Below are 24,477 nucleotides of genomic sequence, written 5' to 3'. Positions count from 1 at the left end.
CGCCGACGCCCTAGCGTGATCGACCGTGACGAACAGCAGGATCGCACCCTGGGCCTCACCGCAGGCGCAACGCAGGCTCGCCGAGGTCGAGGCCGCCGTCTCCGCCGACCTGTCCGCGACCGGTGTCGCGGGCACCGTCCGCAAGGCCCTCGAAGCGCACACCGCCCAGGTCGACGACGACGGGATCGTGCTCTACGCGGGCACCAACGTGCTCAGCCCCACCGCCGCCGAGGCCGTGCGGGCCACCGTGTCCAGCCGGCCGAGCATGGGCTGGCCCGGCGAGAAGTACCAGGTCGGCCTCGACCACCTGGACACCCTCGAAGTCCTCGCGCCGATGCTCGTCGCCTCCCTCATGGAAGGCCGGTTCGCCGAGGTCCGGCTCCAGAGCGCGACCCTGGCCAACCTCGCCGTCTACACCGCGTTCGCCCGCGCCGGCGACAAGATCGCGGTGCTGCCCGAGTTCGCCGGCGGCCACGCCAGCCACCACGCCCAGGGCGTGCCCGCGATCCGCGGCCTGACCGTGGTCGACCTGCCCTACCTGCCCGACGAGCTCGACCTCGACTACGGGAAGCTGCCCGGCTTCCTGCGGGTGCACCGGCCGCGGATCGTGGTGATCGGCGCGAGCCTGATGCTGTTCCCGCACGACGTCGCCGCGGTGCGCGCGGCGGCGGACGAGGTCGGCGCGATCCTCGTCTACGACGCCTCCCACATGGCCGGGCTCGTCGCCGGCAAGGAGTTCCAGCGGCCACTGCACGAGGGCGCGCACCTGATGACGTTCTCCACCTACAAGTCCTTCGGCGGCCCGTCCGGTGGCTGCGTCGTCACCCGCGACCCCGAGCTGGCCGAGCGCGTCTCGAACGTCGCCTACCCCGGCATGCTCGCCAACTACGACGCCGGACGCCTCGGCGCCCTCGCCGTCACCGCCGCCGAACTGGCCGAACACGGCCCCGACTACGCGCGGGCCTGCATCGCCAACGCCCAGGCGCTGGGCGCGGCGCTGGCCGACAACGGCTTCGACGTCGCCCGCCACGACGGCGTCTTCACCCGCTCCCACCACCTCGCGATCGACGCCCTCACCCTCGGCGGCGGCGACGCGGCGGCCGTGCTGCTCGGCGAGGCGGGCGTCTACCTCAGCGGCATCGGCCTGCCGTGGCAGCGCATCGACGAGGGGCTGCGCGGCCTGCGCATCGGCACCCAGGAGATCACCCGACGCGGTTTCACCCCGGCGCACCAGCCCGCCGTCGCCGCCCTCCTCCGCCGCGCCCTGATCGACCGCGAACCGCCCGAGCGCGTCCGGGCCGACGCCGTCGCGCTGCGCCGGGAGGTCAACGCGACCACCTGACCGTCGATCGGAGCTGTTCAGGACGCGTGACCGAGGCAATTGAGGACCGTAGTGGTCCTCGTTGACGCCTAGGCTGACGTGGTGATCGAGAAGCTGACGACCCGGGCCTTGAACCGGGCGACCCTGCACCGCCAGTTCCTGCTCGAACGGGCGGACCGGACCGCCCGCGACGTGGTGGAGCACCTGGTCGGGATGCAGGCGCAGGAGCCGTTCTCGCCCTACTACGGCCTGTGGTCGCGGATCCGGTCGTTCCAGGCCGACGAGCTGGGATCGCTGCTGCTGGACCGGCACGTGGTCCGGGCGTCGCTGCACCGCGCCACGATCCACCTGGTCACCGCGGCCGACCACGCCCGGTTCGAACCGCTGCTGCGGCCGTTCCTGCACCGCCGGTTCGCGTCCTCGCCGTTCGGCTCCGTCATGGACGGCCTCGACGTCGACGAGTTCACCGCGGCCGTCACCGCCCTGCTGGAGGAGAAGCCCCGCACCCGGCGCGAGATCAGCGACGTCCTCGGCTCGCGGTGGCCCGACCGCGACGCCGGCTCCTTGGGTCACGCGGGCAGCTTCCTCGTGCCGTCCGTGCAGGTCACGCCGCGCGCGGTCTGGGGAAGGTCGGGCGCGGCGGCGTGGACCACCGCCGCGCACTGGCTCGGACCGGCCGGCCCCGCCGCGTCGATCGAGGAGTTCGTGCGCCGCTACCTGGCCGCGTTCGGCCCCGCGTCGGTGAAGGACGTGCAGACCTGGGCGGGCATGAGCCGGCTCAAGGCCGTGGTGGAGGCGATGGACCTGCGGGTCTTCACCGACGAACGCGGCCGGACGCTGTACGACCTGCCCGACGCGCCGTTGCCCGACGCCGACACGCCCGCCCCGGCGCGGTTCCTGCCCGAGTTCGACAACGTGCTGCTCGGCCACGACGACCGCACCCGCGTCATCTCCGACGAGGACTACCGGCGCGGGATCATCATCGGCGGCAAGCCGACGCTGCTGGTGGACGGCTTCGTGCACGGCACCTGGAAGATCGCCCGCGACGGGCTGGACGTCGCGGTGTTCCGGCCGCTGACCCGTGCGCAGAAGGCCGACGTGGAGGCCGAAGGCACCCGGTTGTTGCGGTTCGCGGGCGTGGAGGGCGACGTCCGGCTCTAGATTTGGACGATCGTCCAGTACGATCGTCCAATGACGGTTCGAGAACGACTGCTGCGCGCGGCCGCGGAACTCATCGCCGAGAAGGGCTGGGGCGCAGTCAGCACGCGGATGCTCGCCGACCGCGCCGGCGTCGGATCCGGCGTCGTGCACTACCACTTCGACTCCACGCAGGCGGTGCTGGTGCAGGCCGCCGTCGGCGCGCTGCGAACCGCCGTGGACGGCCTCGCCCCGGTGCTGGAGCGCGCTTCGACGCCGACGGACGCGTTGGCGCTGCTGCTGGGCGCGTTGGACGAGCACGGCGGGCAGGAGTTGTTCACCGAGACGTTCCTCGCCGCGACCCGCAACGACGAGCTGCGACAGGCCGTCGGCGAGGTGCTGGTCGAATTCCGCCGCACGCTCGCCTCCTGGCTGGAGTCGCACGACGTACCCACCCCGGCGGAGACGGCCGCGGTGCTGGCGGCGGCCGTGGACGGCGTGCTGCTGCACCGCGCCCTGTCGCCGGATCTACCGGCGGACGTCGTCGTGCCCGTGCTGGGGCGGGTGCTGCGGTGAAGGTGCTCATCAGCGGGGCGGGGATCGCCGGGCTGGCCCTCGCGCACCGGTTGGGGACGCTCGGGCACGAGGTCGTCGTGCTGGAACAGGCCGACGGGCCGCGCACCTCCGGCTACATGATCGACTTCTTCGGGCCGGGCTACGACGCGGCCGAGCGGATGGGCGTGCTGCCGCACCTGCTGGAACTGGGCTACCGGGTGGCGGAGGCCGTGTACGTCGACCCGCGGGGGCGTCGGGTGGCGGGGCTGCGGTTCGACCGGATGGCGCGGGCGGTGAACGGGCGGCTGCTGAGCATCATGCGGCCGGACCTCGAACGCGCGTTCCGCGAGGACCTGCCCGTCGGGGTGGTGCTGCGGTTCGGCGCCCGCGTCGTCGGCGTCGAGGACGGCCCGACCGGGGTGGACGTGCGGTTGGCCGACGGGTCGACGGTGTCCGGTGACCTGCTGGTCGGCGCGGACGGCGTGCACTCGGCGGTGCGGAGGCTCGTGTTCGGCGACGGACACGTGCGGTACCTGGGGTTCCACACGGCGGCGTTCACGTTCGACGACCCGTCGGTGCACGCGCTGGTGGCCGACCGGTTCTGCGTCACCGACACCGCGGGCCGCCAGGTCGGGTTCTACGGGCTGCGCGACGGGCGGGTGGCGGCGTTCACCGTGCACCGGACGCCGTCCGCGGACCTGCCCGCCGACCCGCGTGCGGAAGTCGTCCGGGCTTACGGGTCGCTGGGCTGGGTCGTGCCGCGGGCGTTGGCGCGGTGCCCGGAGGACATCTACTACGACCAGGTCGCGCAGGTGGAGCTGCCGAGGTGGTCGTCCGGGCGCGTGGTGCTGGTCGGGGACGCGTGCGGCGCGGTGTCGTTGCTGGCCGGGCAGGGCGCGTCGCTCGGGATCGGCGGCGCGTGGGTGCTGGCCGGGCACCTCGACGACCCGGCCGCCTACGAACACGCGTGGCGGCCGGTCGTGGTGGCGAAGCAGCAGGTGGCACGGTCGGGGGCGCGCTGGTTCCTGCCCGCGTCGCCGTCGCGACTGCGGGCCCGGCGGGTGGCGATGAGGCTGTCGAACCTGCCCGGGGCGAACCGGGTGGTGGCGACGACCCTGGTCGGCAAGCCGGTCACGCTCGGCTGAACCGGAGCCGCGCCACCCGCCCTACGATCACGGGATGACGGAGACCACGCCCGAGGTGTCGTGGACCAGCGGAAGGGCGGGCACGGGCGCGAAACTCGTCGGCGTGCTGTCCGTCCTGTCCATGGTCGGCATCGCCGTCTACGGGATCGTGGTGAGCGACTCCTGGTGGCTGTCCCTGATCATCGGCGTGAGCGTCGGGCTCGTGGGTCTCGTCGTCGTGGGCATGATGGCCTCCATCGCCGATGACGCCACGAGAACCGCCGCGCTGGAAGCCGTCGGGACGCGCGTCCGAGCGGAGGTCGTCGAGGCGGAACGGGTCGAGGGTGCGGACGACGTGGTCTACGAGATCGTGCTGCGCGTCCCGCTGCCGGACGGCGCCACCTTCGACGTCGAACACCGGTGCAGCCACCACACCTGTGCCGCCGCCACCCGGGCGTCCGCGACTTCGCGACCGGTGATCGTGGACCCGACCACCCGCGCCTGGGCCGTCATCCACTGACCTCGGGCCGCGGCGCGGCGGTGCGTTCGGCTTGCAGCCGGTCGAGTTGGTTTTCCGCTCGTTCGGCTCGGACCAGGGTCTGGGCGCGGGCTTCCTCGAGGGCGTCGAGGCGTTCGCGGGCGGCGCGTTCGACCTGGTCGAGTTGGGCGCGGTGGGTGTCGCGCTGGTCGGTCAGCTCGGCTCGGGCGCGGTCCAGTTCGGTGCGGGCGTCGTGGGCGGACTGCTCGGCGCGTTCGGCCTTGATCCGCGCCTCGTTCGCCGCGTCGGCTTCGGCACGTGCGGCGGCCTGGGCCTGTTCGACGCTCGCCCTGGCTTCGGCGACGGCCCGCTCGACTCGGGTCTGCGCGTCCGCTCGCACTTGGTCGACGTGGGCTCGGGCTTCGGCTTGGGAGCGTTCGACCAGGGCCTGCGCGTCGTGCCGGGCTTGGTCGATCTGGGCTTGGGCGTCCGCGCGGACTTGGTCGACTTCCCGCACCGCCTGCCGCCGGGCCTGTTCGGCGTGGGTGACCGCGTCGGCCTTCGCCTGTTCGACCTGGGTCTGCGCGTCCCGCCGGATCTCGTCCACGGCTGCCGCGGCTTCCACGCGGATGGCGGCGATCTCGTCCTCGGCCCGGGCGACGGCGGCGTCGGCTTCGGCGCGTGCGGCGTCACGTTGCCCGTAGGCGGCCTCGGCGTCCTGTTCGGCTTGTTCGGCGGCACGCACCGCGTCCTCGGTGGTGGCTTCGGCGGCCTGACGTGCCTGTTCGGCGTCGCGCCGCCGCCGTTCCGCCTTCGCGACCGCCGCTTCCGCCTCGGCGACCCGTCGTGCCGCCTCGGCCTCGACCGCCTGCACCTGGCTCTCGGCCACGCTCGGGTCGGCGATCGCGGTCAGCTCCGCCACGGCCCCGGTCAACGTCGTCGACATCTGCTCGGCCAACACCCGGAACCGCTCCAGCAGTTCCTCGGCCCTGATCTTGCCCGCAGTGATCCCCTGCGGCCCTTTCGTCACGGTGACGACCTCCTGCTCGGCCTCCACCGCCTGCGCGAGCCGCTGCCGCTCCCGCCACGCCCGCCACCGGGTGTGTTCCGGCAGGTCGCAGTACTCCGCAGGCCGCCCCGGCCCCCCACCTCTCAACACCGACCGCGTGCAGCCGGGGTAGTTGCAGGTCAGCGCCGAGGCTTCCGTCGTCGTCACGGCAATATCGTAGCAGAATTACGTTGAAACAAACGTTATAGGGTGCAACGCAACGCTATAAGGCGGCTCGACCCTGGCTTCCGATAAGGTTCACTTATCGGAAGTTGGGATCCGGGCAGAGGTGAGCGACCGGTTCAAGCCGCGCGGCACTTGTGTGACGCGCAGCGGAACTGACAGCGCCTGAGCTGGGCATACGCAGCAACGTGTCAGCGCGTGCGCACGCGAACTGTCAGCGGATGTGCCGGCCGAATATCAGTGGCCCGCTGGTCTTCTTCCGCCCGGTTATGCATGTTGCCGTGCTCAGGGTTCGTGTCCGGCGACGTCGTCGCGGTGCCGGCGGTCGCGGTGAACTGGTCGAGGGCGCAGCGGGAGGTTTCCTTCGGCAAGGGGAAGTCCCAGGCCCTCACCGAGGACCTACCCCGTGCCGGCATGTCGAGACGGGCGTCGGTTGTCACTGGATCGGGTTGTGTCGGGTGGGTGTGGGGATGTCGTCGGTGGCGGCGGGAATCCCTGCGGTACACGTCTTCGATTTCGATGTGACGAGGGGGGAGGTGAGGATCGTGCGCAGGATTTCGATGAAGGCCCGTCCGGTTGTCCGCCCGGAACGGGTCACTGGTGCACACTCGTGGGCCGATTTCAACTTCAAGAGGAAGTAACGGCTGGTGTCGAGTCGACCAGTCCGGTGGGCCGGGCCCGTGCACGCGGGCCCGGCCCCTCATCGCGTGGCGCTCGCACCGTGTCCCCGCCGGAGTCCTGTTCCGCGCGCCCCTTTGGAGTCGTCGTGCGTCTGCGTCGTGCGAGTTGTCTGACCTGCTACTGGCTCGAGGGGGAGTTCGTCGTGCACCCCTATCCCGGCGGGACGCCCACGGCGTTGCACCCGGCGGCGGCGGAGATACTGGCCGCCTTCGACGACTGGATCGAGCCCGTCAAGGCCGCCGAGCAGTTGGACCACCTCACCCCGGACACCGTCGCCGAGGCGGTGCAGGTTCTGCACGAGGCGGGAGCGTTGCTGGCCGAGGGCGGCGACGAGGCCGCCCGCGACGAGCAGGTGGCCCGCCAGTGGCGCACGTGGGCGCCCGAGGCGTCGTTCTTCCACTACGCCACCCTGGACAACCGGTACGTCCACGGCGACGGTGGGAAGACCGACCCGGTGGAGCAGTCGGACACGGCGGTGCCGGCCGAGGACGGACCGCGGCACACCATGTTCACCGAATACCCCGACGCCGACCGCGTGATGCTGCCCCGCCCGCACGCCGACCTGCGCCTGCCCTACGACCAGGTGCTCTACGCGCGCCGCACCCACCGCGACTTCACCGACGACCCGGTGCCGCTGGCGACCCTGGCCACGCTGCTGTCGACGGTGTTCGGCCCGGTCGGCTACATCGACTCCGGCTCGGGCGCGCTGTTCCGCCGCACCAGCCCCGCCGGCGGCGCGCGCCAGGAACTCGACGCCTACCTCGGCATCCTCAACGTCGCCGGCGTCGAGCCCGGCATGTACCACTACAACCTGCGCGAACACTCACTCGAACTGCTCTCGCCCGGACTCGACCGCGACGAGGCGGTCCTGCTGGGCGCCGGCCAGGAGTGGGTCGGCGGCGCCGCGTTCCTGGTGGTGCTCACCGCCGTCATCGACCGGATGAGCAGCAAGTACCACATCCCGCGCTGCTACCGCGTCTGCCTGCTCAACGCCGGCCACCTCGGCCAGACCTTCGCCCTCACCGCCACCGCCCTGGGACTGGGCCCGGCCCAGACCGGCGCCTTCAGCGACACCCCCGTCGCCCAACGCCTCGGACTGGACAACATCGGCCACATCCCGCTCTACGTCCTCGCCGCCGGAGTGCCCCACCCCCACCCGGCCCAATCAGCCCCGCAGGCGACTGTGGACACCTTCAGGACCACCACCCTGCGATGAACCCCACAGTCCGGGGCGGGGGGTGCCGCAGGCGTGCACGTTGCCCACGGCGGAGCGGCCGTCGCGGGTTGCGGAGTTCGACGGCCTGTTCGCCACGGCGGTGACCAGGGTGGAGCGGCGGGATCGCACCACGCTGCTGTTGGAGCTGGAACGCACCGCGGAGACGGCCGCGCGGGTGGCGGAGCTGATGGTCCGGGAGAACGGGTGCTGCTCGTTTTTCGCCTTCACTCTCACGGCCGCCGGGGGTGGTCTGGAGTTGAGCGTCGCGGTGCCGGCGGCCCACGTCGAGGTGCTGGACGCGTTGGCCGTCCGGGTGTCCGCGGCGGGCGGGCCGGCGGCGTGAGCGGCCTGCGCAGCGGGCAGTTGGCCGACGCGGCGGGGGTGAACCCCCAGACGCTGCGCTACTACGAGCGCATCGGACTGCTCGCCGAGCCGGAACGGACCCTGGGCGGGCACCGGCTGTACCCGCCGGAGGCGTCACTGTGCTGCGGGTGGTCAAGGCCGCGCAGCGCCTGGGGTTCACCCTGGACGAGGTGGCCGACCTGCTGGAGGCCGGCCGCCACCGGCATGGCAACCGCGCACCGGCGGGGCTGACCGAGCGTGTCACGACGAAGTTGGCCGACGTCGAGGCCCGCATCACCGACCTCGGGGTCATCCGCGACACCCTGCGCACCGCGCTGGCCGCATTGACGTTTCCGCAGGTGCGGGTGGTGGCGGTGGCCGAGTGCGGCACCCACGCCATCGTCGCGGCCACGCTGGGACCGAGACGGGGCCCTGGTCAGCCACGACGGCCGCCGAGTCTGCCGAACACCCAGTGCAGGACCTCCCGGTCCACGGTGTCGCGATCCAACCGGACCAGTGCCCTCACCACGTGGGAGGTGATCTTGGCCCGGGCGCGGAAGTGCCGTGCGCGGCGTGCACATCGGTGTAGACGGGGTCGGATCGTCCAACCACGCCTGCTCCGGGGTCTGCCCGCCCAGCGTCGGCATGCGGTGTCGGGTGTTCCACCACCGCACCCACTCCAGCGTCAGCCCCACTAGCGCCTCGAACGGCACCGGCGGCGCGTCCGCATCCACCCGGTGCCGGTTCAGCGTGGTCTGGGCGTGGAGGAAGGAACCCACCGCCGCCTCGACGTGATCGATGCCCGCCGATTGGAGGGGGCGTTACACCACCTCGATCTGGTCGCGCACCTCCCCCACGTGCCTCGGCCCGCCCGTCGAGGGTCTGGTCCGGACGCGCGAGATGTGGAGAAGATCGGAGCGGGCCGAGCTCGGCTGACCTGGTGGGTTCCGCGGGTGGCCGGACGGGTAACCGGCGGATCACCTCGTGGGAAAGGATGGCCTCATGATCGTGCCCTTGGACCTGGCCGACGACGAGACGGTGGCGGCGGTGCACCGGATCGCGGCGCAGTCGTACGCGGTCGAGGCGGAGTTGATCGGGAGCACGGCGATTCCCGGGCTGAACGAGTCGGTGGAGGACATCCGCAGATCGCCGTTGCGGTGGCTGGGCGGGTACGTCGACAACGACATGGTGGCCTTCGTCGGTTACGCGAAGGTGGACGGTGTGCTGGACATCGACCGGTTGTGCGTGGCGCCGAGCCACTTCCGGCTCGGGTTCGCCAGACGGCTGGTGGAGCAGGTGCTGGCCGAGGGTGGGCCGGCGATCGCGGCGACGGGTGCGGCGAACGCGCCCGCCATCGCGTTGTACGAAGGGCTGGGGTTCCGGTTGGTGGACACGGTGGTGGTCGAAGGCGGGCTGCGGATCGCCCAGTTCGGGCATCCCGGATTGATCTAGGACGGGATCTGACCTAGTCGGCTCCTACGGTCGGTGTCGTGACCGAGATCGAAGAGTTCCGCATCGCCGTGCCGCAGGCCGACCTGGACGACCTCGCCGACCGCCTCGCCCGGGCCCGCTGGGTGGAGCCGCTGCCCGGTGACGGGTGGCAGCGGGGGTGCCGGTGGACTACCTGCGCGACCTGGCCGAGTACTGGCGCAGCGGGTTCGACTGGCGGGCGCAGGAAGCTCGGCTGAACGCGTTCCCGCAGTTCGTCACCGAGGTCGACGGGGTGGACGTGCACTTCCTGCACGTCCGCAGCGAGAACCCGGACGCGTTGCCGTTGCTGCTGGTGCACGGGTGGCCGAGCACGTTCGTGGAGTTCGTGGACGCGATCGGCCACTTGCGGGACTTCCACGTGGTGGTGCCGAGCATCCCGGGGTTCGGGTTCTCCGGGAAGCCGACCGGGCCGTTCGACGTCGCCCGGGCCGGTCGGGTGTTCGCCGGGCTGATGGGGCGGCTGGGGTACGGGCGGTACGGGGTGCAGGGAGGTGACCTGGGCGCGTACATCGCGCCGGAGGTGGCGAAGGCGGCGCCGGAGCACGTGGTCGGGGTGTTCGTGAACGGTGGTCTGGGGTTCCCGACCGAGGCGGACCTGCCGGTGCTGACCGAGGACGAGCGCGAGTTCTACTGGCGGATGCGGGAGTGGGCGGGCGCCGGGGTGGACCACCACGCGCTGCTGCGCGCCGCGCCGCAGACCTTCGCGTTGGGCTGGCACGACTCGCCGGTGGCGTTGCTGGCCTGGTTGGTGCAGAAGTTCCAGGAGTTCACCATCACGGTGGACTCGCCGGAGCAGGCCATCGACCGGGACCTGCTGCTGGTGAACGCGACCCTGTACTGGGTGACCGGGACGGCGGGGTCGTCGTCGTGGTTCATGTACGACACCGAGCGGTTCGCGTGGCCGGAGGGGCAGAAGTTGGTGCCGACGGGTGTCTACAGCGGTCCGCCCGCGATCCGACGGCTGGCCGAGCGGCACAACGACATCGTGCACTGGCCGGACGCCAAGCCGGGCGGTCACTTCGTGGCGCTGGAGGTGCCCGGGCTGTTCGCGGACGAGGTGCGCGCGTTCTTCGGGAAGGTGCGGTGAACCGGGTGATCGGCCGGCGGCTGCGCCGGCACTCGTTGCTGGAGCCGTCGGCCGACCCGGCGGCGGTGGTGCGGGCGATGTGCGGCGCGCACGCCCAGGTGATGTCGGCGGCGGAGTTGTCGATCGGGCTCCGCACGACGCTGACCCGGCAGCAGGTGCGGGACGCGGTGTGGGTGGACCGGACGTTGGTGAAGACGCGAGGGCCGCGTGGCACGGTGCACCTGCTGCCGACGGCCGACCTGCCGATGTGGACGGGCGCCTTGGCGGAGTTGCCGCACCGGCTGCGGCTGCTCACCGAGGAGCAGGCGGCGCAGGTGGTGGCGGCGATCGCGGACGCGTTGCGGGACGACGAGCTGACCGGTGACGAGTTGACCGGGGCGGTGGTGGCGCGCACCGGCGCGTGGGCGGGCGAGCGGGTGGTGGAGGCGTTCGGCGGGACGCCGTGGCCGCGGTGGGTGGAGGCGATGGGCGTGGCGTCGGACCGGGGCGCGATGTGCTTCGCGCCGAACAAGGGCCGGAAGGTGGCGTACACGAGCCCGCAGCGGTGGTCACCGGGTTTCGCGCTGGCCGCGAACGGGGCGGTGGAGCTGCTGCACGCCTACCTGCGGTCCTACGGGCCGGCGACGCAGGCGCACTTCGCGAAGTGGCTGGCCGCGCCGAAGCGATGGGTGAACGGGCTGTTCGAGCGGGCGGACCTGGAGCGGGTGGACGGCGGGTGGGTGGTGCGCGGCGACACGTCGTGGCCGGAGGAGCCGCCGGCCGGGGTGCGGCTGCTCCCCTACTTCGACGCGTACGTGGTGGGCAGCCACCCGCGTGAGGTGGTGTTCCCGGGTCGGGCGTTCGAGCGGGCGCTGTCGGGCGGGCAGGCGGGGAACTTCCCGGTGCTGCTGGTGGACGGCGTGGTGGCCGGGGTGTGGCACCAGAAGCGGTCGGGGCGGCGGATCGTGGTCACGGTGGAGCCGTTCGCGGCGTTGTCCCGGGCGCACTCGGCCGAGCTGGACCGGGAGGTGGCGCGGGTCGGCGAGTTCCTGGAGGGGCGGCCGGAGCTGACCGTCGGGACGGTGTCGGTCGGCGGGCACGCCTGAGACGTCCGGCCGTCGGGCAGACCGCGCCTGCCCGACGGCCGCGTGCTCAGGCGGCGGCGCCGAACCACGTGGGCAGGTGGCCGGTCAGGTCGTCCTGGTCTTCGCCGACCCACGCCACGTGGCCGTCCGGCCGCAGCAGCACGGCGGGCGCGTCGAGTTCCTCGCTGACGTCGACGACGTGGTCGACCCGGTCCGCCCAGCCGGCGGCGGAGAGCCGGCCGGTCTGGTCGAGCAGCAGGCCGCGTCCCTGGTGCGTCAGCCCGTAGAGGCGGCGGCCGTGCCCGAGCCGCACGTCGCGCAGTCGTCGGCCGAGCAGGTCGTGGCCCTCGCCGAAGTCGTAGCGGACGGCGGTCGCGGTGATCTTCTCGGCGAGGTGGCGGTTCACCTCGTCGAACTCCATCAGTTCCGCGATCAGCCGGCGCACCGCCCGTGCCCCCGGTTCGGGGGACATGAGCTGCATCTGCGCGCGCGTGTTGTCCAGCACGGCGGCGGCCACCGGGTGCCGTTCGGCGTGGTAGCTGTCCAGCAGCGCGTCCGGCGCCCAGCCGTTGACCTGGGCGGCCAGTTTCCAGCCCAGGTTGAACGCGTCCTGGACGCCGAGGTTGAGGCCCTGCCCGCCGACCGGCGGGTGCACGTGCGCCGCGTCGCCTGCCAGCAGCACCCGGCCGGTCCGGTAGCGCTCGGCCTGCCGGGTGGCGTCGCCGAAGCGGGAGAGCCAGCGCGGCGAGTGCACGCCGAAGTCGGTGCCGGCGTAGGCCCTGAGCTGGTGCTTGATCTCCTCCAGGGTCGGCGGGACGCGGTCCTCGGAGACGCCTTCGGCGGGTGCGATGACGCGGTGCAGCCCGTCACCGAGGGGCATGAGGCCGAACCGGACCTGGGTCTTGCGGACTTCGGCCACCACGGCGGTCACCGTCCCGGGTGACGCGGTCACCTCCATCTCGCCGAGCAGCGTCTCGGTCCGGCTGGGCTCGCCGGGGAAGGCGACGCCGAGCAGCTTGCGCACCGTGCTGCGGCCTCCGTCGCAGCCGACGAGGTAGCGGGCGCGCAGCCGGGCGCCGTCGGCCAGGTCGGCGGTCACGCCGTCGTCGTCCTGGGTCAGCCCGACCAGTTCGGCGCCGCGTCGGATTTCGGCGCCGAGTTCGGTGGCGCGTTCGGCGAGCAGGCGGTCGGTGGTGGGTTGCGGGATGCCGAGGACGTACGGGTGGGCGGTGTCGAGCCGAGGTGGGGGCTGGGGGATGCCGGCGAAGCCGCCGATCGGGTGCTGCCGTCCGTGGGCGAGGAACCGTTCCAGCAGGCCGCGCTGGTCCATCACCTCGACGCTGCGGGCGTGCAGGCCGAGCGCGCGGACGACCTCGGTCGGCTTGGTCTGCTTGTCCAGCACGAGCACGTGCACGTCGTGCAGCCGCAGTTCTCCGGCCAGCATCAGGCCGGTCGGCCCGCCGCCGACGACGATCACGTCGATCATGGAACCCCCTGGTGGATCACTGTCGCTTTCGGCCGGTCGCCTCGCGTTTTCGCAGGTCCCGGCTTCGAGGGGAGAGTGTGCGGCACGACCCGGGTCTTGTGGCAAGACCCCCGGTGCGCTATACGTTGGGAGTGGCGAGGAGTGCGTTCCCTCCTCGCCTTCGTCGTGTGCGGGGTCCGACGACCGCCATCGTTGGCCGGACCAACAAGTCGGTAGACTGCGGTCGCATGGAGACCTCGGGCGCGCCCCAGCGGCTGCGCGGCACGACGACCTGGCTGCTCGGTCAGGCCACGACCCACGCGGCACGATTGGTGTCGGAGGCGTTGGGCGCGGTCGGCGCGAGGCGCTACCACTACTCGCTGCTGGCCGCGTTGGAGGAGTTCGGACCGGCCAGCCAGGCGGAGCTCGGGCGGCGGGGCGGGCTGGACCGCAGCGACGTGGTGGCCACCGTGAACGAGTTGGCGGAGAAGGGCTTCGTGGAACGCCGACCGGACCCGGACGACAAGCGGCGCAACATCGTGACCGTCACCCCGTCGGGGGTGGCGCACCTGCGGCACCTGGACCGCGTGCTGGGGCAGGCTCAGGAGTCGTTGCTCGCCCCGTTGTCGGCGGCCGAGCGGGAGGAGTTGGTGCGGGTGCTGAACGTGGTCCTGGAGCACCAGGGATGACCGGGTCGATGCGCGCGGTCGTGTTGAGCGGGCCGGGTCCGGTGGAGAACCTGGCCGTGGTGGAGTTGCCGGTGCCTCAGCCCTCGCCGGGGTGGGTGCGGGTGAAGGTGGGCGCGTTCGGGGTGAACCGGTCCGAGCTGCTGCCCGGAGGAGTTCCGCTCTGGGGAGTCCTGCCCGGGAGTGGGTCTTGAGGATTTTTCCGGTGTCGTGTCGATGTGGTGCTCCGCCGTTCGTGTAGGGGGTGCGGAGGAACCCGAACCGAGGAGCACGAGATGACCCAGTACCTGATCAGCGTGATCGAGCCGGCCGGTTACGACATCCCCGAGCCGGAGGTCATGCAGCGGATCGAGAAGGACGTCCAGGCGGTGGACGCCGACATGCGGCAGGCCGGTGTGTGGGTGTTCGCGGGCGGTCTGCACGCACCGGACACGGCGACCACGCTGCGCCCGGGCGCGAACGGCGAACTGGTCGTGACCGACGGGCCGTTCACCGAGAGCAAGGAGCACATCGGCGGGTTCAACATCATCGACGTGCCGGACCTGGACGCGGCGCTGGAGTGGGGGCGGCGGATGGGCGTGGCGTGCACGTTGCCGGTCGAGGTGCGGCCGTTCCAGGACTTCCCGGGCTGACGTGACGGCGGTCGAGCGGGTCTTCCGGGCGGAGTACGGCCGGTCGGTGGCGGTCCTGGTCCGCGTCTTCGGTGACATCGACGTCGCCGAGGAGGCGGTCCAGGACGCGTTCGCCGAGGCCGTGCGCAGGTGGCCGGAGGCCGGTGTGCCGCCGAGCCCGGCGGGCTGGATCATCACCACGGCCCGCAACCGGGCGATCGACCGGCTGCGCCGGGAGTCCACGCGGGACTCCCGGCAGGCCCAGGCCGCGTCGCTGCACGCCCGTGACGAGCACCCCTGGGAGGACGTGGACGCGGTGGGCGACGACCGGCTGCGGTTGATCTTCACGTGCTGTCACCCGGCGTTGAACCAGGCGGCGCGGGTGGCGTTGACGTTGCGGCTGCTCGGCGGGTTGTCCACGGCGGAGATCGCGCGGGCGTTCCTGGTGCCGGAGCCGACGATGGCGCAGCGGTTGGTGCGGGCGAAGGCGAAGATCCGGGACGCGCGGATCCCGTACCGGGTGCCGGGCGAGGCGGAGCTGCCGGACCGGCTGCGCGCCGTGCTGGCGGTGGTGTACCTGGTGTTCAACGAGGGGTATTCGGCCAGTTCGGGTGGCGCGTTGGTGCGCGGGGAGCTGTGCGCGGAGGCGGTGCGGCTCGGGCGGGTGCTGGTGGAGCTGATGCCCGACGAGCCGGAGGTCGTCGGGCTGCTGGCGTTGATGCTGCTGCTGCACGGCCGGAGCCCGGCGCGCACCGACGAGGACGGCGGCCTGGTGCGGTTGGCCGACCAGGACCGGTCGCGCTGGGACCGGGCGGTGGTGACCGAGGGGCGGGAGCTGGTGCGGTGGTGCCTGCGTCGCGACCGGCCCGGCCCGTACCAGGTGCAGGCGGCGATCAACGCGGTGCACAGCGACCCGCCGCCGACGGACTGGCGGCAGGTCGTGCTGCTCTACGACCACCTGCTGGCGTTGACGCCGAGCCCGGTGGTGGCGTTGAACCGGGCCGTCGCGGTGGCCGAGGTCGACGGGCCGGCGGCGGCGTTGGCGCTGGTGGACGCCCTGGCCTCGGGTGGGTCGATGGCGGGTTACCACCTGTTCCACGCCGTGCGCGCGGACCTGCTGCGCCGCTCGGGCCGGGGTGCGGAGGCGGCGGGGGCCTACCGGCGGGCGTTGGAGCTGGCGGGTAACGACGCCGAGCGCGACCTGTTGCGCCGTGGGCTCAGCGCAGTCGCCGGATCAGGTCCGCCGCCTCCCGCGGGGTGAAGTCGAGGGACACGACGCCGATGGTCAGCTCGATGCTGCACCGCGTCGGGTCGGGCGAGGACCTGGGGCGCCGCGGGAGTTCGACGCCGGTCTCGGCGAGGATCCGCTCGGCCGCGGCGGCGACGACGTCCTTCGGCGCGGGGATGTGGACGTGGAACATCGGTGTCTGCGGCACGTGCGGGCGGGTGGTCGCGTAGCCGTCGGCGTTGATCGCGGCGGCGACGGCCACCGCGTGGTCGCGGAACTCGGCCATCCTGGGCAGCACCTCGTCCAGCCCCATCAGGGCGGTGACGGCGGCCGGCCAGGAGTCGGGGGTCGCGCCGCCGAGCCTGCGCCGCCACACCGACGCGGCGTCGATGGTCTCCCGGTCGCCGGCGAGGACCGCGCCGCGCACGCCTTCGAGGCTCTTGTAGAGGGACACGTAGACGGTGTCGAACAGGTCCGCGATCTCGGCGAACGGCCGGTCGTAGCAGGGCTGCGCCTCCCACAGCCGGGCGCCGTCCATGTGCGCGGCGGCGCCGCGGTCGCGGGCCCACGTCGTCTGCGCGACCAGGTCCTCCCAGGTGGGCAGCAGGCCGCCGAGGTCGCGTTGGGGCAGTTCGAGGAGCAGGGCGGCGATCGGTTCGCGGACCTCGGCGAGGTCGTCCGTGGTGATCAGGCCCTCGCGGTCGCCGACGGCGTGGTGGCGCAGGCCGTGCACCGCGCTGTAGCCCTCCTCCTCCCAGACCGCGAGGTGGCACTGGGGGTGGGCGGCGAACGTGCGGCGGCCGGTGCGCTCGGCGTGCACGCGCATCGCGGTCTGCTGCGCCATGGTGCCGGTGGGGAAGAACAGGGCGGCGGGTTTGCCCAGCAGGTCGGCGATCCGTCGTTCCAGCTGTTCGGTCGGCTCGTCCGGGCGGAGGCCGGGCCGGACGTGGTCGAGCAGGCGGCGCAGCACCGCGTGCGGGTCCCGGCGGAGCCGGGAGTGCTGGACCAGGGAACGCCGGATCTCGAGTGTCATGGCGTGAGTCTGGGGGTTGTCGCAAGTAATGTGCAACAAACTTCTCCAGTCGCCTGACTGATTCGGGCGGTGACGCGCCGCGCCTAGCGTCGCCGGCATGGAGCTGACCCGACCTGACGCCGAACTCGTCCTCGTCCACCCCGGTCGCCTGCCGTTCGACCCGCGGCCGGACGGGTTGGTGGACGTGCGGTGGCTGGAGCACGTGGACGGCGGCGGCGTGGTGACCTATTCGCAGTGGTCGCGCGCGGTGCGGGCGGACGGCGCGGTCGCCTACCGCCGGTACCGGTCCGGTCGCGAGGCCGGGGTCGATCGGGCGGTGGGGTGCGTGGTGCTGGTGTCGGTGGAGTTCGACCGGCCCGGGATCGCCGAGGAGTGGGTCGACCTGGTGTTCTCCGCGTTGGCCGCCGAGGAGGAGCCGCACCCGGGCGGGATCTCGGCGCACTTCCACGTGAGCGTGGACGGGCTGCGGGTGCTGAACTACGCGGAGTGGACGTCGGCGCAGGCGCACGAGGACGCGATGGCGCGCGGCGGCGGGTCGGTGGGCCGGTCGGCGGCGTGGCGGCGGGTGCACACGTTCACCGGTCTCGTCGGCAGCGACGTCCGGCGCTACCGGGTCGTCGGCGATACTGGCGGCCATGGGGAAGACCTATGAACGGATCGACGGACGCCTGCGCGAGTTCATCGAGGCGCAGCCGGTGTTCTTCACGGCCACCGCGCCGCTGGCCGCCGACGGGCACGTGAACGTGTCGCCGAAGGGCCGGCGGGGAACGTGGCGGGTGCTCGACGAGCGGCGGGTGGCGTACCTGGACTTCGGCGGCAGCCACGCCGAGACCATCGCCCACCTGCGGGAGAACGGGCGGATCACGCTCATGTGGTGCGCGTTCGACGGTCCGCCGAACATCGTGCGCGTGCACGGCACGGGCGAGCCGGTGTTCCGGGACGACCCGAGGTTCGCGGAGTTGGTGGCCGGGTTCGGCGAGGCGGACGGGCCCTCGCTGCGCGCGGTCGTGGTGGTGACGGCGAAGCTGATCAGCGACACGTGCGGCTTCGCCGTGCCGTTGATGGACTACCGCGACGAGCGGTCGCTGCACGAGGAGTACTTCGCCCGCAAGACGGACGAGGAGTTCGCGGCGTACTGCGAGAAGAAGGACTTCGTCGGGGTCAGCATGGACGGCCTGCCCGCGCTGCCGCTCCCCCTGCCGTCGCGCTAGCCCGCGTCGCCCGCCGCCGAAAACCGTGCCGTTCCCCGGACGGGGTTGTGGCACGGTCTGCGCCGTGACCAAGTACCTGTTCTTCTGGGGGCACGAGGCGCGGCCGGGCGCGCCGGTCGGCAAGCAGTGCCTGAGTCAGTGGTGGGAGGCGCCGTTCACGGTCGACGGGCGCGTCTACCGGACCGCCGAGCACTTCATGATGTGCGGCAAGGCGCTGCTGTTCGGCGACGCGGACACCGCGGAGCGGGTCCTGGCGGCGCCCACGCCCGGTGAGGCGAAGGCGCTGGGCCGGCAGGTGCGCGGGTTCGTCGAGGACGAGTGGGTGGCGCACCGGCTGGACATCGTGGTGCGGGGCAACCTGGCGAAGTTCGGCGCGCACGACGACGCGCGCGGGTTCCTGCTGGCCACCGGCGACCGGGTGCTGGTGGAGGCCAGTCCGCTGGACCGGGTGTGGGGCATCGGGCTGGCCGCCGACGACGAGCGGGCGGCCGACCCGGCGTCCTGGGCGGGGCTCAACCTGCTGGGCGAGGCCCTGATGGAGGTGCGCGCACGGCTCCGCCCGGAATGACCGCGTCACCCGATGAGCTCGAACCGGCGGACCGGTAGCCGCCGGTCGGGTCCGTTCCCGTCCCGACAGGTGGATTTTCGATCTACGCTGTCGGAGCGGCGAGTGACGCCGATCACCTCGGGAAGGGGGCGGTCGTGCTGGTCGAGGCTCAGCGGAACCGCGGCGCCCTGCGCCGGGTGACGGGACTTGCCCGCAGCACGCCGGGCAGGCTGAGCCTGCTGGCCCTGCTGCTGGTGGTGATGAGCCTGCTGGTCGGCGCGGTGACCGCGGCGTCGGTGCAGCGCCGGTCGACCGCGCTGGAGGCGTTGGCCGACGGCAGCGAGCCGTTGGCGTTCGCCGCCCAGGAGGTCTACCGGGCGATGGCGGACGCGGACGCCACGGCGTCGAGCGCGTTCCTGTCCGGCGGGGTGGAGTCGGCCACGCTGCGCGGCCGGTACGAGGCGGACGTGGCGAAGGCCGCGGCGGCGTTGTCGGCGGCGACCAGCGAGCTCACCCGCTCCCCCGAGCTGACCGAGGCGCTGTCGACGCTGTCGGGGCAGCTGCCGGTGTACACGGGTCTGGTCGAGACGGCCCGCGCGCACAACCGGCAGGGCAACCCGGTGGGCGCGGCGTACCTGCGCGAGGCGTCGGCGTTGATGCAGACGCGGCTGCTGCCCGCGGCGCGCGCGCTGTACGGGGTGGAGACCGGGAGCGTGGTGCGCGACCTGGAGGACGCGGGTTCGCTGCCGTGGCTGGAGTTCCTGCTGGGCGTGCTCGCGCTGCTGGTGCTGGTGCTCGCGCAGCGGTACCTGACCCGCCGGACGAACCGGGTGCTCAACCCGGGGCTGGTGATGGCGACCGCGTTGACCGCGATCTCGCTGCTGTGGGTGCTGGCGGCGAGCGTGCTGGTCGTCTACAACGCCTCGGCCAGCAAGAACGAGGCCACGCTGGTCGACCTGCTCGCGCGGGCCCGGATCGCGACGCTGACCGCGCGCGGCGACGAGACGTTGACGCTGGTGGCGCGCGGCAGCGGCTCGACCTACGAGGCGGAGTACGTCGAGGCCGACGAGGTGCTGGAGGACCTGCTGGGCCGGGCGCGGGTGGTGGAGGGTGCGCCGCCGGTGGCCGAGGCGGTGCGGCACCACGCGCGGTGGCAGGAGGCGCACCGCAGGATCCGCGAGGCCGACGACGCCGGCGACTTCACGACGGCGGTGGAGCTGGCGCTGGGTCAGGACGCGCAGGGCGCGGCCACGGCGTTCGACGCGCTGGACTCGGACCTGGTGGGGGCGATCGGCACGGCGCGGGCGGAGTTGACCGACGCGATCGGGCGGGCGCGGGCCGCGTTGGGCGGCGTGGTGCCCGCGGTGGTGGTGCTGGCGTTGCTGACGGCGGCGGCCTCGGTGTCGGGGTTGTGGCAGCGGCTGAAGGAGTACCGATGAGACGGCTGCTCGCGGTGCTGGTCCTGGTGCTGGCGGCGTGCGCCCCGGTGCCCAGCGGCGCGCCGCCGATCGGCGGTGGCTCGCCCGCGCCGCCGCGCCCGGCGGGGGCCGCGGAGCTGACCGAGCCGCCCAGCACGGCGGACGTGCCGCCGGCGTCGTGCGACCCGACGGCGAGCCTGCGCCCGACCGGTCCGCTGCCGCCGCCGGGACAGGCCCCGGCCGGGTCGACCATGGCGGAGATCCGGGCGCGGGGGCGGCTGATCGCGGGCGTGGACCAGAACACGTACCTGATGGGGTTCCGCAACCCGGTCTCCGGCGAGTTGGAGGGCTTCGACGTCGACCTGGTGCGCGAGGTCGCGCGGGCGATCTTCGGCGACCCGGGCGCGATCCAGTTCAAGGTGGTGACCTCCGAGCAGCGGGTGCCGGCGTTGGAGCGGGCCGAGGTCGACATCGTGGTGCGGACCATGACGGCGACCTGCGAGCGGTGGCGGAAGGTGAACTTCTCCACGGTGTACCTGCAGGCGGGGCAGCGGGTGCTGGTGCCGTCGAACTCCGACGTCGAGGGCATCGGGTCGCTCGGCGGCAAGCGGGTGTGCGCGACGAAGGGGTCCAGTTCCCTGGCCAACGTGGCGACCGCGGCGTCGAGGCCGGTGCCGGTGTCGGTGGCGCACTGGACGGACTGCCTGGTGATGCTTCAGCAGGGCCAGGTGGACGCGATCTCCACCGACGACACGATCCTGGCCGGGTTCGCCGCGCAGGACCCCTACACGAAGGTGGTGGGTCCGCAGTTCGCCGCCGAGCCGTACGGGATGGCGTTCCCCAAGGCCGACGAGGACTTCGTGCGGTTCGTCAACGCGCTGCTGGAGCGGCTGCGGGCGGACGGCACGTGGGCGCGGATCCACCAGCGGTGGCTCGGCGACCCCCCGGCTCCGCCCGTCGCCGTGTACCGGGACTGACGTGGACACCCTGGACGAGGAGTTGGCGGCGTTGCGGCGGGAGAGCGACCGGGTGGCCGAGTCGTTGCTGGTGATGGAGGACCACCCCGGGCACCGGTTGCTGCGGGGCGCCGTGCTGACGGGAGCGTCGGCGCGGCGGTGGGAGGCGGCGAACGCCGGGATGGTGCGGCTCTGGGAGTGGTTCGACGCCTACCGGGCGTTGCTGCGGCAGGCGTCGGACACGCGCGACCCGGTGGAGTTGGCGCGGTTGCTGCGCGGACCGGCGGTCGAACTGCCGGAGGCGTCGGCGCGGACGTTGACCGGGCCGGTGGCGCGGCGGGTGACGTTGCGCGCGTTGGTGGCGCGGATGAAGTCGGAGTACGCGCGGGTCACGGCGGTGTTGGCGGAGGCGCACGAGGCGTGGGCGCGGCGGTTGGCGGTGCTGGACCCGTTGGCCGGGCAGGTCGCGGGGATCGGCTCGTCGGCGGCGGAGGGGCTGCGCGCGGAGGTGGCGCGGGCGCACGCCCGCGCGGTGGCCGACCCGTTGACGCCCGATCCGGCGGTGGCGGACCTGGTCGCGCGGGTGGCGTCGGCGAGCGCGCTGCACCGGACGTTCCCGTCCCGGGTGGCGGCCTTGTCGCGGCTGGTCGTCGAGGTGGAGTCGGTGCGGGCGCGGGCGGCGGAGGTGCGGGTGGAGGTGGTGGCGAAGATCGCCGGTGACCACCCGCCGGTGCCCGTCGAGGACGTGGCCGGGGCACTGGACGGGCTGCGGGGACGTTTCCCGGACGTGGCGGAATCGGACCTGGCGGACGTGGAGGCGGCGGTGCGCGCGGCGTCGGCCCGGGCGCGGGAGGTGGCGGCGCACCTGGCCGGGTCGCTGGACCGGCGCGCGGAGCTGCGCGGCCGGTTGGACGCCTACCGGGCGAAGGCGGCCGGGCGCGGGTTCGCCGAGGACGCGGAGCTGCTGGTGCTGCACCGGCGGGCGCGTGACGTGCTGTCCGCGGCGCCGTGCGACCTGAACGCGGGAACGGTGGCGGTGCTGCGGTACCAGCGGGCGGTGCTGGCCAGGACGGAGGCCCGATGAGGACGTGTCCGCGGTCCGGCTGCGGCGGGGCGATCGACGACGACGGTTTCTGCGACGTGTGCGGTGTGGAGGCTCCGGTGCTCGCGCCCACCGCGCCGGTCGCCGCGCCGGGGTCCGGGTCCGGTGACGCGGGTGCGGGCGGCCGTGCCGGGCGACGGGCCGGTGCGACCAGTGCGACGGGCGCGGGTGCCGGCGGTGTGGCGACCGGTCGATCCGGTGGGCCGGGATCGGCCGGCGGGGTCGGTGCGGGCAGCGGGCGGGCCACCGGCGCGCACCCCGGACCGGGTGCCGACAGCGGTCCCGACAGCGGTCCCGACAGCGGTCCCGCCACGGGCGCGTACCGCGCGACCGGTCCCTCGACGGGGCCGGGCACGGCTCCCTGGTCGCCGGCGACGGCGTCGGCGGGGCGTTCGCGGCGGGCGTCGGCGTCCACCCGGTCGTCCGGGCGGGGGCGGTTGGGCGCGGGCCTGGTCGAGGTGCCCCGGGTGCCCTACCGGGACCCGAAGACCGCGGTGCTGACCGATCCGGAGGTGCCGGAGGCGAAGCGGTTCTGCTCCAGCTGCGGCAAGGAGGTCGGGCGGGGCCGGGACGGCGGGCCCGGTCGGGTGGAGGGGTTCTGCGCGCACTGCGGGCACCACTACTCGTTCACGCCGAAGCTGGAGCCGGGCGAGGTGCTGCACGAGCAGTACGAGGTGCTGGGGTGCCTGGCGCACGGCGGGCTCGGCTGGATCTACCTGGCCGCCGACCACGCGGTCAGCGACCGGTGGGTGGTGCTGAAGGGCCTGTTGGACTCCGGTGACGCGGACGCGATGGCGGCGGCGATGGCGGAGCGCCGGTTCCTGGCCGAGGTGGAGCACCCTACTATCGTCAAGATCCACAACTTCGTGCGGCACGCCGACCGGGTGAGCGGCGAGCTCGTGGACTACATCGTGATGGAGTACGTGGGCGGCACCTCGGTCAAGGACATGATCAAGCAGTTGCGGGCGGCGGGCACGGGCACCGGGTCGCTGCCGGTGGCGCAGGCGATCGCGTACGCGCTGGAGGTGCTGCCCGCGTTGGGCTACCTGCACGACGTGGGCCTGCTGTACTGCGATTTCAAACCGGACAACGTGATCCAGACCGAGGAGCAGTTGAAGCTGATCGACCTGGGCGCGGTGCGGCGCATCGACGACCGGCACTCCCCCATCTACGGCACGATCGGCTACCAGGCGCCGGAGATCGGCACGGACGGCCCGTCGGTGGCCTCCGACCTGTACACGGTGGGGCGGGCGTTGGCGGTGATGAGCTTCCAGTTCGACTTCCGCGGCCGGCACAAGGAGTCGTTGCCGGAGCCGGCGGAGCAGCCGTTGCTGCGCCGGCACGACTCGTTGCACCGGTTCCTGCTGCGGGCCACGGACCGGGACCCGGAGCAGCGGTTCGCGACGGCGGAGGAGATGGCCGAGCAGTTGACCGGTGTGCTGCGGGAGGTGCTGGCGCAGCAGGACGGCACGCCGCGGCCGGGTGTGTCGCGGCAGTTCACGCCGGAGCGGCGGGCGTTCGGCACGGAGGGCGGGTTGGACGTGCGAGCGGCGGCGCGGGGCCTGCCGGTGCCCCAGGTGGACACCTCCGACGCGGCGGCGGGCTTCCTGGCGACGGCGGCGACGACGGGTGACCCGGACCAGGTGGTGGCGGCGTTGCGGGCCGCGCCGGTGCAGACGGTGGAGGTGCGGTTGCAGGTGGTGCGGGCGTTGATCGAGGCGGGCCGGGTGCGGGAGGCGGTCGGCGAGCTGGACGCGTTGGCCTCGCCGTTCGACCCGGACGACCCGCGGACGACCGCGCCGGACGACTGGCGGCCGGGCTGGTACCGGGGTGTGGCCGCGTTGGTGGACGGCCGCGACGACCGGGCCCGGGCCGAGCAGGCGCGGGCGGCGTTCGAGCGGGTGCGTGAGGTGCTGCCGGGCGAGGCGGCGCCGAAGCTGGCGGTGGCGGTGTGCGCGGAGTCCTCGGGCGACGCGGACGCGGCGGCGGCCGGGTACGAGGTGGTGTGGCGCACCGACCACGCGTTCGTGTCGGCGGCGTTCGGGCTGGCCAGGGTGCTGGTGGCGCGGGGCGACCGCGAGGCGGCGGTGGGTGTGCTGCACTCGGTGCCGGACACGTCGGTGCACCACGTGGCGGCGCAGGTGGCGGCGGTGCGGGCGCAGCTCGGCGCGGCGCGGGAGTGCGCGCAGGGGCACGGGGCGGAGGCGTTGGCGGAGGTGATGGCGGCCGGTGCGAGGCTGTCGGGGTTGGAGTTGGACGTGGCGAGGCGGGCCGGGTTGACCGTGGAGTTGTTGGGTGTGGCGTTGGAGTCGTTGCCGGGCGCCGGCGCGCCGCCCGGCGGGACGCTGCTGGACTGCGAGGTGAGCGAGTCGGGGCTGAGGTCGGGCCTGGAGCGCTGCTACCGGCAGTTGGCGCGGCTGGCCGACACCCCGGAGGAACGCATCGCTCTCGTCGACCGCGCGAACGCGGTCCGGCCCAGGACGTTGGTGTGAT

General features: G+C 73.2%; 27 protein-coding genes and 1 pseudogene. 24 read left to right on the top strand and 4 right to left on the bottom strand.

Features of this window, described 5'->3' with window-relative positions; all coding sequences use genetic code 11:
- The first annotated feature begins 25 nt into the window (after positions 1–25).
- The 5 genes from glyA (at position 26) to ACQPYE_RS19985 (ending at position 4,657) form a co-directional block, all read left to right on the top strand.
- Entirely contained in the window at positions 26–1,342 is a 1,317-nt protein-coding gene (gene glyA / locus ACQPYE_RS20005; protein WP_498713295.1) for a serine hydroxymethyltransferase, read from the top strand.
- Positions 1,343–1,423: 81 nt separating this feature from the next.
- On the top strand, positions 1,424–2,482 hold the full coding sequence (locus ACQPYE_RS20000) for a winged helix DNA-binding domain-containing protein (protein ID WP_498713293.1): 1,059 nt from the start codon (positions 1,424–1,426) through the stop codon (positions 2,480–2,482).
- Positions 2,483–2,512: 30 nt separating this feature from the next.
- Positions 2,513–3,034, top strand: a complete 522-nt coding sequence (locus ACQPYE_RS19995) for a TetR/AcrR family transcriptional regulator (RefSeq protein WP_498713291.1) — start codon at positions 2,513–2,515, stop codon at positions 3,032–3,034.
- Positions 3,031–4,158, top strand: a complete 1,128-nt coding sequence (locus ACQPYE_RS19990; RefSeq protein WP_498713289.1) for an FAD-dependent monooxygenase — start codon at positions 3,031–3,033, stop codon at positions 4,156–4,158. The genes ACQPYE_RS19995 and ACQPYE_RS19990 overlap by 4 nt, the downstream gene beginning before the upstream one ends.
- Before the next feature lie 34 nt (positions 4,159–4,192).
- Positions 4,193–4,657, top strand: coding sequence for a hypothetical protein (locus ACQPYE_RS19985; RefSeq protein ID WP_498713287.1), 465 nt, complete (start codon positions 4,193–4,195; stop codon positions 4,655–4,657).
- Here ACQPYE_RS19985 and ACQPYE_RS19980 read toward each other — a convergent pair.
- Entirely contained in the window at positions 4,647–5,831 is a 1,185-nt protein-coding gene (locus tag ACQPYE_RS19980) for a hypothetical protein (protein ID WP_498713285.1), read from the bottom strand. The two genes, ACQPYE_RS19985 and ACQPYE_RS19980, sit on opposite strands and share 11 nt — an antisense overlap.
- Before the next feature lie 206 nt (positions 5,832–6,037).
- Positions 6,038–6,238 carry a hypothetical protein gene (locus tag ACQPYE_RS19975; RefSeq protein WP_498713283.1) on the bottom strand — a complete coding sequence of 67 codons (201 nt, stop codon included), beginning with the start codon at positions 6,236–6,238 and terminating at the stop codon, positions 6,038–6,040.
- Between the two features lie 374 nt (positions 6,239–6,612).
- Between ACQPYE_RS19975 and ACQPYE_RS19970 the strand changes: the two genes are divergently transcribed.
- From ACQPYE_RS19970 to ACQPYE_RS19935, 8 genes and pseudogenes are all read left to right on the top strand, one after another.
- Positions 6,613–7,743, top strand: coding sequence for a SagB/ThcOx family dehydrogenase (locus ACQPYE_RS19970; RefSeq protein WP_498713281.1), 1,131 nt, complete (start codon positions 6,613–6,615; stop codon positions 7,741–7,743).
- Positions 7,744–7,765: 22 nt separating this feature from the next.
- Complete coding sequence (locus ACQPYE_RS19965; RefSeq protein WP_498713279.1) at positions 7,766–8,086, top strand: hypothetical protein; 321 nt, start codon at positions 7,766–7,768, stop codon at positions 8,084–8,086.
- Positions 8,083–8,337 (top strand): MerR family DNA-binding transcriptional regulator, encoded by a 255-nt coding sequence (locus ACQPYE_RS19960; RefSeq protein WP_498713277.1) that lies wholly within the window; start codon positions 8,083–8,085, stop codon positions 8,335–8,337. The genes ACQPYE_RS19965 and ACQPYE_RS19960 overlap by 4 nt, the downstream gene beginning before the upstream one ends.
- Positions 8,226–8,783: a MerR family DNA-binding protein gene (locus ACQPYE_RS19955; protein ID WP_498713275.1), complete on the top strand. Its 558-nt coding sequence runs from the start codon at positions 8,226–8,228 to the stop codon at positions 8,781–8,783. Before ACQPYE_RS19960 ends, ACQPYE_RS19955 begins: the two co-directional genes overlap by 112 nt.
- A gap of 304 nt (positions 8,784–9,087) precedes the next feature.
- Entirely contained in the window at positions 9,088–9,537 is a 450-nt protein-coding gene (locus ACQPYE_RS19950; RefSeq protein WP_498713273.1) for a GNAT family N-acetyltransferase, read from the top strand.
- Positions 9,538–9,575: 38 nt separating this feature from the next.
- Positions 9,576–9,841: pseudogene (locus ACQPYE_RS19945) on the top strand (epoxide hydrolase N-terminal domain-containing protein); the annotation flags it as partial.
- Positions 9,815–10,663 carry an alpha/beta fold hydrolase gene (locus tag ACQPYE_RS19940; RefSeq protein WP_498722950.1) on the top strand — a complete coding sequence of 283 codons (849 nt, stop codon included), beginning with the start codon at positions 9,815–9,817 and terminating at the stop codon, positions 10,661–10,663. The pseudogene ACQPYE_RS19945 and the gene ACQPYE_RS19940, both read left to right, overlap by 27 nt.
- The gene (locus ACQPYE_RS19935; RefSeq protein WP_498713271.1) at positions 10,660–11,748 is read left to right on the top strand and encodes a winged helix DNA-binding domain-containing protein; all 1,089 of its coding nucleotides are present in this window, start codon (positions 10,660–10,662) and stop codon (positions 11,746–11,748) included. Before ACQPYE_RS19940 ends, ACQPYE_RS19935 begins: the two co-directional genes overlap by 4 nt.
- A gap of 46 nt (positions 11,749–11,794) precedes the next feature.
- Here ACQPYE_RS19935 and rox read toward each other — a convergent pair whose 3' ends face one another.
- The gene (rox, locus tag ACQPYE_RS19930; RefSeq protein ID WP_498713269.1) at positions 11,795–13,213 is read right to left on the bottom strand and encodes a rifampin monooxygenase; all 1,419 of its coding nucleotides are present in this window, start codon (positions 13,211–13,213) and stop codon (positions 11,795–11,797) included.
- 227 nt (positions 13,214–13,440) lie between these two features.
- Between rox and ACQPYE_RS19925 the strand changes: the two genes are divergently transcribed.
- The 4 genes from ACQPYE_RS19925 (at position 13,441) to ACQPYE_RS19910 (ending at position 15,750) form a co-directional block, all read left to right on the top strand.
- Complete coding sequence (locus tag ACQPYE_RS19925) at positions 13,441–13,881, top strand: MarR family winged helix-turn-helix transcriptional regulator (protein ID WP_498713268.1); 441 nt, start codon at positions 13,441–13,443, stop codon at positions 13,879–13,881.
- Positions 13,878–14,072, top strand: a complete 195-nt coding sequence (locus ACQPYE_RS19920; RefSeq protein WP_498713266.1) for a hypothetical protein — start codon at positions 13,878–13,880, stop codon at positions 14,070–14,072. Before ACQPYE_RS19925 ends, ACQPYE_RS19920 begins: the two co-directional genes overlap by 4 nt.
- Before the next feature lie 81 nt (positions 14,073–14,153).
- Entirely contained in the window at positions 14,154–14,510 is a 357-nt protein-coding gene (locus tag ACQPYE_RS19915) for a YciI family protein (RefSeq protein ID WP_498713264.1), read from the top strand.
- Position 14,511: 1 nt separating this feature from the next.
- Entirely contained in the window at positions 14,512–15,750 is a 1,239-nt protein-coding gene (locus ACQPYE_RS19910) for an RNA polymerase sigma factor (RefSeq protein WP_498713261.1), read from the top strand.
- Here the strand turns inward: ACQPYE_RS19910 and ACQPYE_RS19905 are convergent.
- A complete protein-coding gene (locus ACQPYE_RS19905; protein ID WP_498713259.1) occupies positions 15,707–16,750 on the bottom strand; it encodes a threonine aldolase family protein in 1,044 nt (347 codons plus the stop codon). The two genes, ACQPYE_RS19910 and ACQPYE_RS19905, sit on opposite strands and share 44 nt — an antisense overlap.
- A 97-nt stretch (positions 16,751–16,847) precedes the next feature.
- On the opposite strand from ACQPYE_RS19905, the gene ACQPYE_RS19900 reads away from it, so the two are divergent.
- The 7 genes from ACQPYE_RS19900 to ACQPYE_RS19870 all read left to right on the top strand — a co-directional run bounded on the left by ACQPYE_RS19900 (position 16,848) and on the right by ACQPYE_RS19870 (position 24,476).
- The gene (locus tag ACQPYE_RS19900; RefSeq protein WP_498713258.1) at positions 16,848–17,402 is read left to right on the top strand and encodes an antibiotic biosynthesis monooxygenase family protein; all 555 of its coding nucleotides are present in this window, start codon (positions 16,848–16,850) and stop codon (positions 17,400–17,402) included.
- Positions 17,386–17,961 (top strand): pyridoxamine 5'-phosphate oxidase family protein, encoded by a 576-nt coding sequence (locus ACQPYE_RS19895; protein WP_498713256.1) that lies wholly within the window; start codon positions 17,386–17,388, stop codon positions 17,959–17,961. Before ACQPYE_RS19900 ends, ACQPYE_RS19895 begins: the two co-directional genes overlap by 17 nt.
- A 64-nt stretch (positions 17,962–18,025) precedes the next feature.
- Positions 18,026–18,529, top strand: a complete 504-nt coding sequence (gene ybiA, locus ACQPYE_RS19890) for a riboflavin biosynthesis intermediates N-glycosidase (RefSeq protein WP_498713253.1) — start codon at positions 18,026–18,028, stop codon at positions 18,527–18,529.
- Positions 18,530–18,663: 134 nt separating this feature from the next.
- Positions 18,664–19,947 carry a GlnX family signal transduction membrane protein gene (locus ACQPYE_RS19885; RefSeq protein WP_498713251.1) on the top strand — a complete coding sequence of 428 codons (1,284 nt, stop codon included), beginning with the start codon at positions 18,664–18,666 and terminating at the stop codon, positions 19,945–19,947.
- The gene (locus tag ACQPYE_RS19880; RefSeq protein ID WP_498713249.1) at positions 19,944–20,903 is read left to right on the top strand and encodes a glutamate ABC transporter substrate-binding protein; all 960 of its coding nucleotides are present in this window, start codon (positions 19,944–19,946) and stop codon (positions 20,901–20,903) included. The genes ACQPYE_RS19885 and ACQPYE_RS19880 overlap by 4 nt, the downstream gene beginning before the upstream one ends.
- 1 nt (position 20,904) lies before the next feature.
- The gene (locus ACQPYE_RS19875; protein WP_498713248.1) at positions 20,905–21,966 is read left to right on the top strand and encodes a hypothetical protein; all 1,062 of its coding nucleotides are present in this window, start codon (positions 20,905–20,907) and stop codon (positions 21,964–21,966) included.
- The gene (locus tag ACQPYE_RS19870) at positions 21,963–24,476 is read left to right on the top strand and encodes a serine/threonine-protein kinase (RefSeq protein WP_498713246.1); all 2,514 of its coding nucleotides are present in this window, start codon (positions 21,963–21,965) and stop codon (positions 24,474–24,476) included. Before ACQPYE_RS19875 ends, ACQPYE_RS19870 begins: the two co-directional genes overlap by 4 nt.
- Position 24,477 lies beyond the last annotated feature (1 nt).

Source organism: Actinosynnema sp. CA-299493, from assembly GCF_050946825.1.
Classification (GTDB): domain Bacteria; phylum Actinomycetota; class Actinomycetes; order Mycobacteriales; family Pseudonocardiaceae; genus Actinosynnema.
This window is presented reverse-complemented; position numbering and strand designations above follow the sequence as displayed.

Coding starts and splice junctions, on each gene's coding strand:
- ACQPYE_RS19995 (WP_498713291.1), top strand. CDS start 2,513: ATGACGGTTCGAGAACGACTGCTGCGCGCGGCCGCGGAACTCATCGCC.
- ACQPYE_RS19985 (WP_498713287.1), top strand. CDS start 4,193: ATGACGGAGACCACGCCCGAGGTGTCGTGGACCAGCGGAAGGGCGGGC.
- ACQPYE_RS19950 (WP_498713273.1), top strand. CDS start 9,088: ATGATCGTGCCCTTGGACCTGGCCGACGACGAGACGGTGGCGGCGGTG.
- rox (WP_498713269.1), bottom strand. CDS start 13,213: ATGATCGACGTGATCGTCGTCGGCGGCGGGCCGACCGGCCTGATGCTG.
- ACQPYE_RS19925 (WP_498713268.1), top strand. CDS start 13,441: ATGGAGACCTCGGGCGCGCCCCAGCGGCTGCGCGGCACGACGACCTGG.
- ACQPYE_RS19920 (WP_498713266.1), top strand. CDS start 13,878: ATGACCGGGTCGATGCGCGCGGTCGTGTTGAGCGGGCCGGGTCCGGTG.
- ACQPYE_RS19915 (WP_498713264.1), top strand. CDS start 14,154: ATGACCCAGTACCTGATCAGCGTGATCGAGCCGGCCGGTTACGACATC.
- ACQPYE_RS19905 (WP_498713259.1), bottom strand. CDS start 16,750: ATGACACTCGAGATCCGGCGTTCCCTGGTCCAGCACTCCCGGCTCCGC.
- ACQPYE_RS19900 (WP_498713258.1), top strand. CDS start 16,848: ATGGAGCTGACCCGACCTGACGCCGAACTCGTCCTCGTCCACCCCGGT.
- ACQPYE_RS19895 (WP_498713256.1), top strand. CDS start 17,386: ATGGGGAAGACCTATGAACGGATCGACGGACGCCTGCGCGAGTTCATC.
- ACQPYE_RS19880 (WP_498713249.1), top strand. CDS start 19,944: ATGAGACGGCTGCTCGCGGTGCTGGTCCTGGTGCTGGCGGCGTGCGCC.
- ACQPYE_RS19870 (WP_498713246.1), top strand. CDS start 21,963: ATGAGGACGTGTCCGCGGTCCGGCTGCGGCGGGGCGATCGACGACGAC.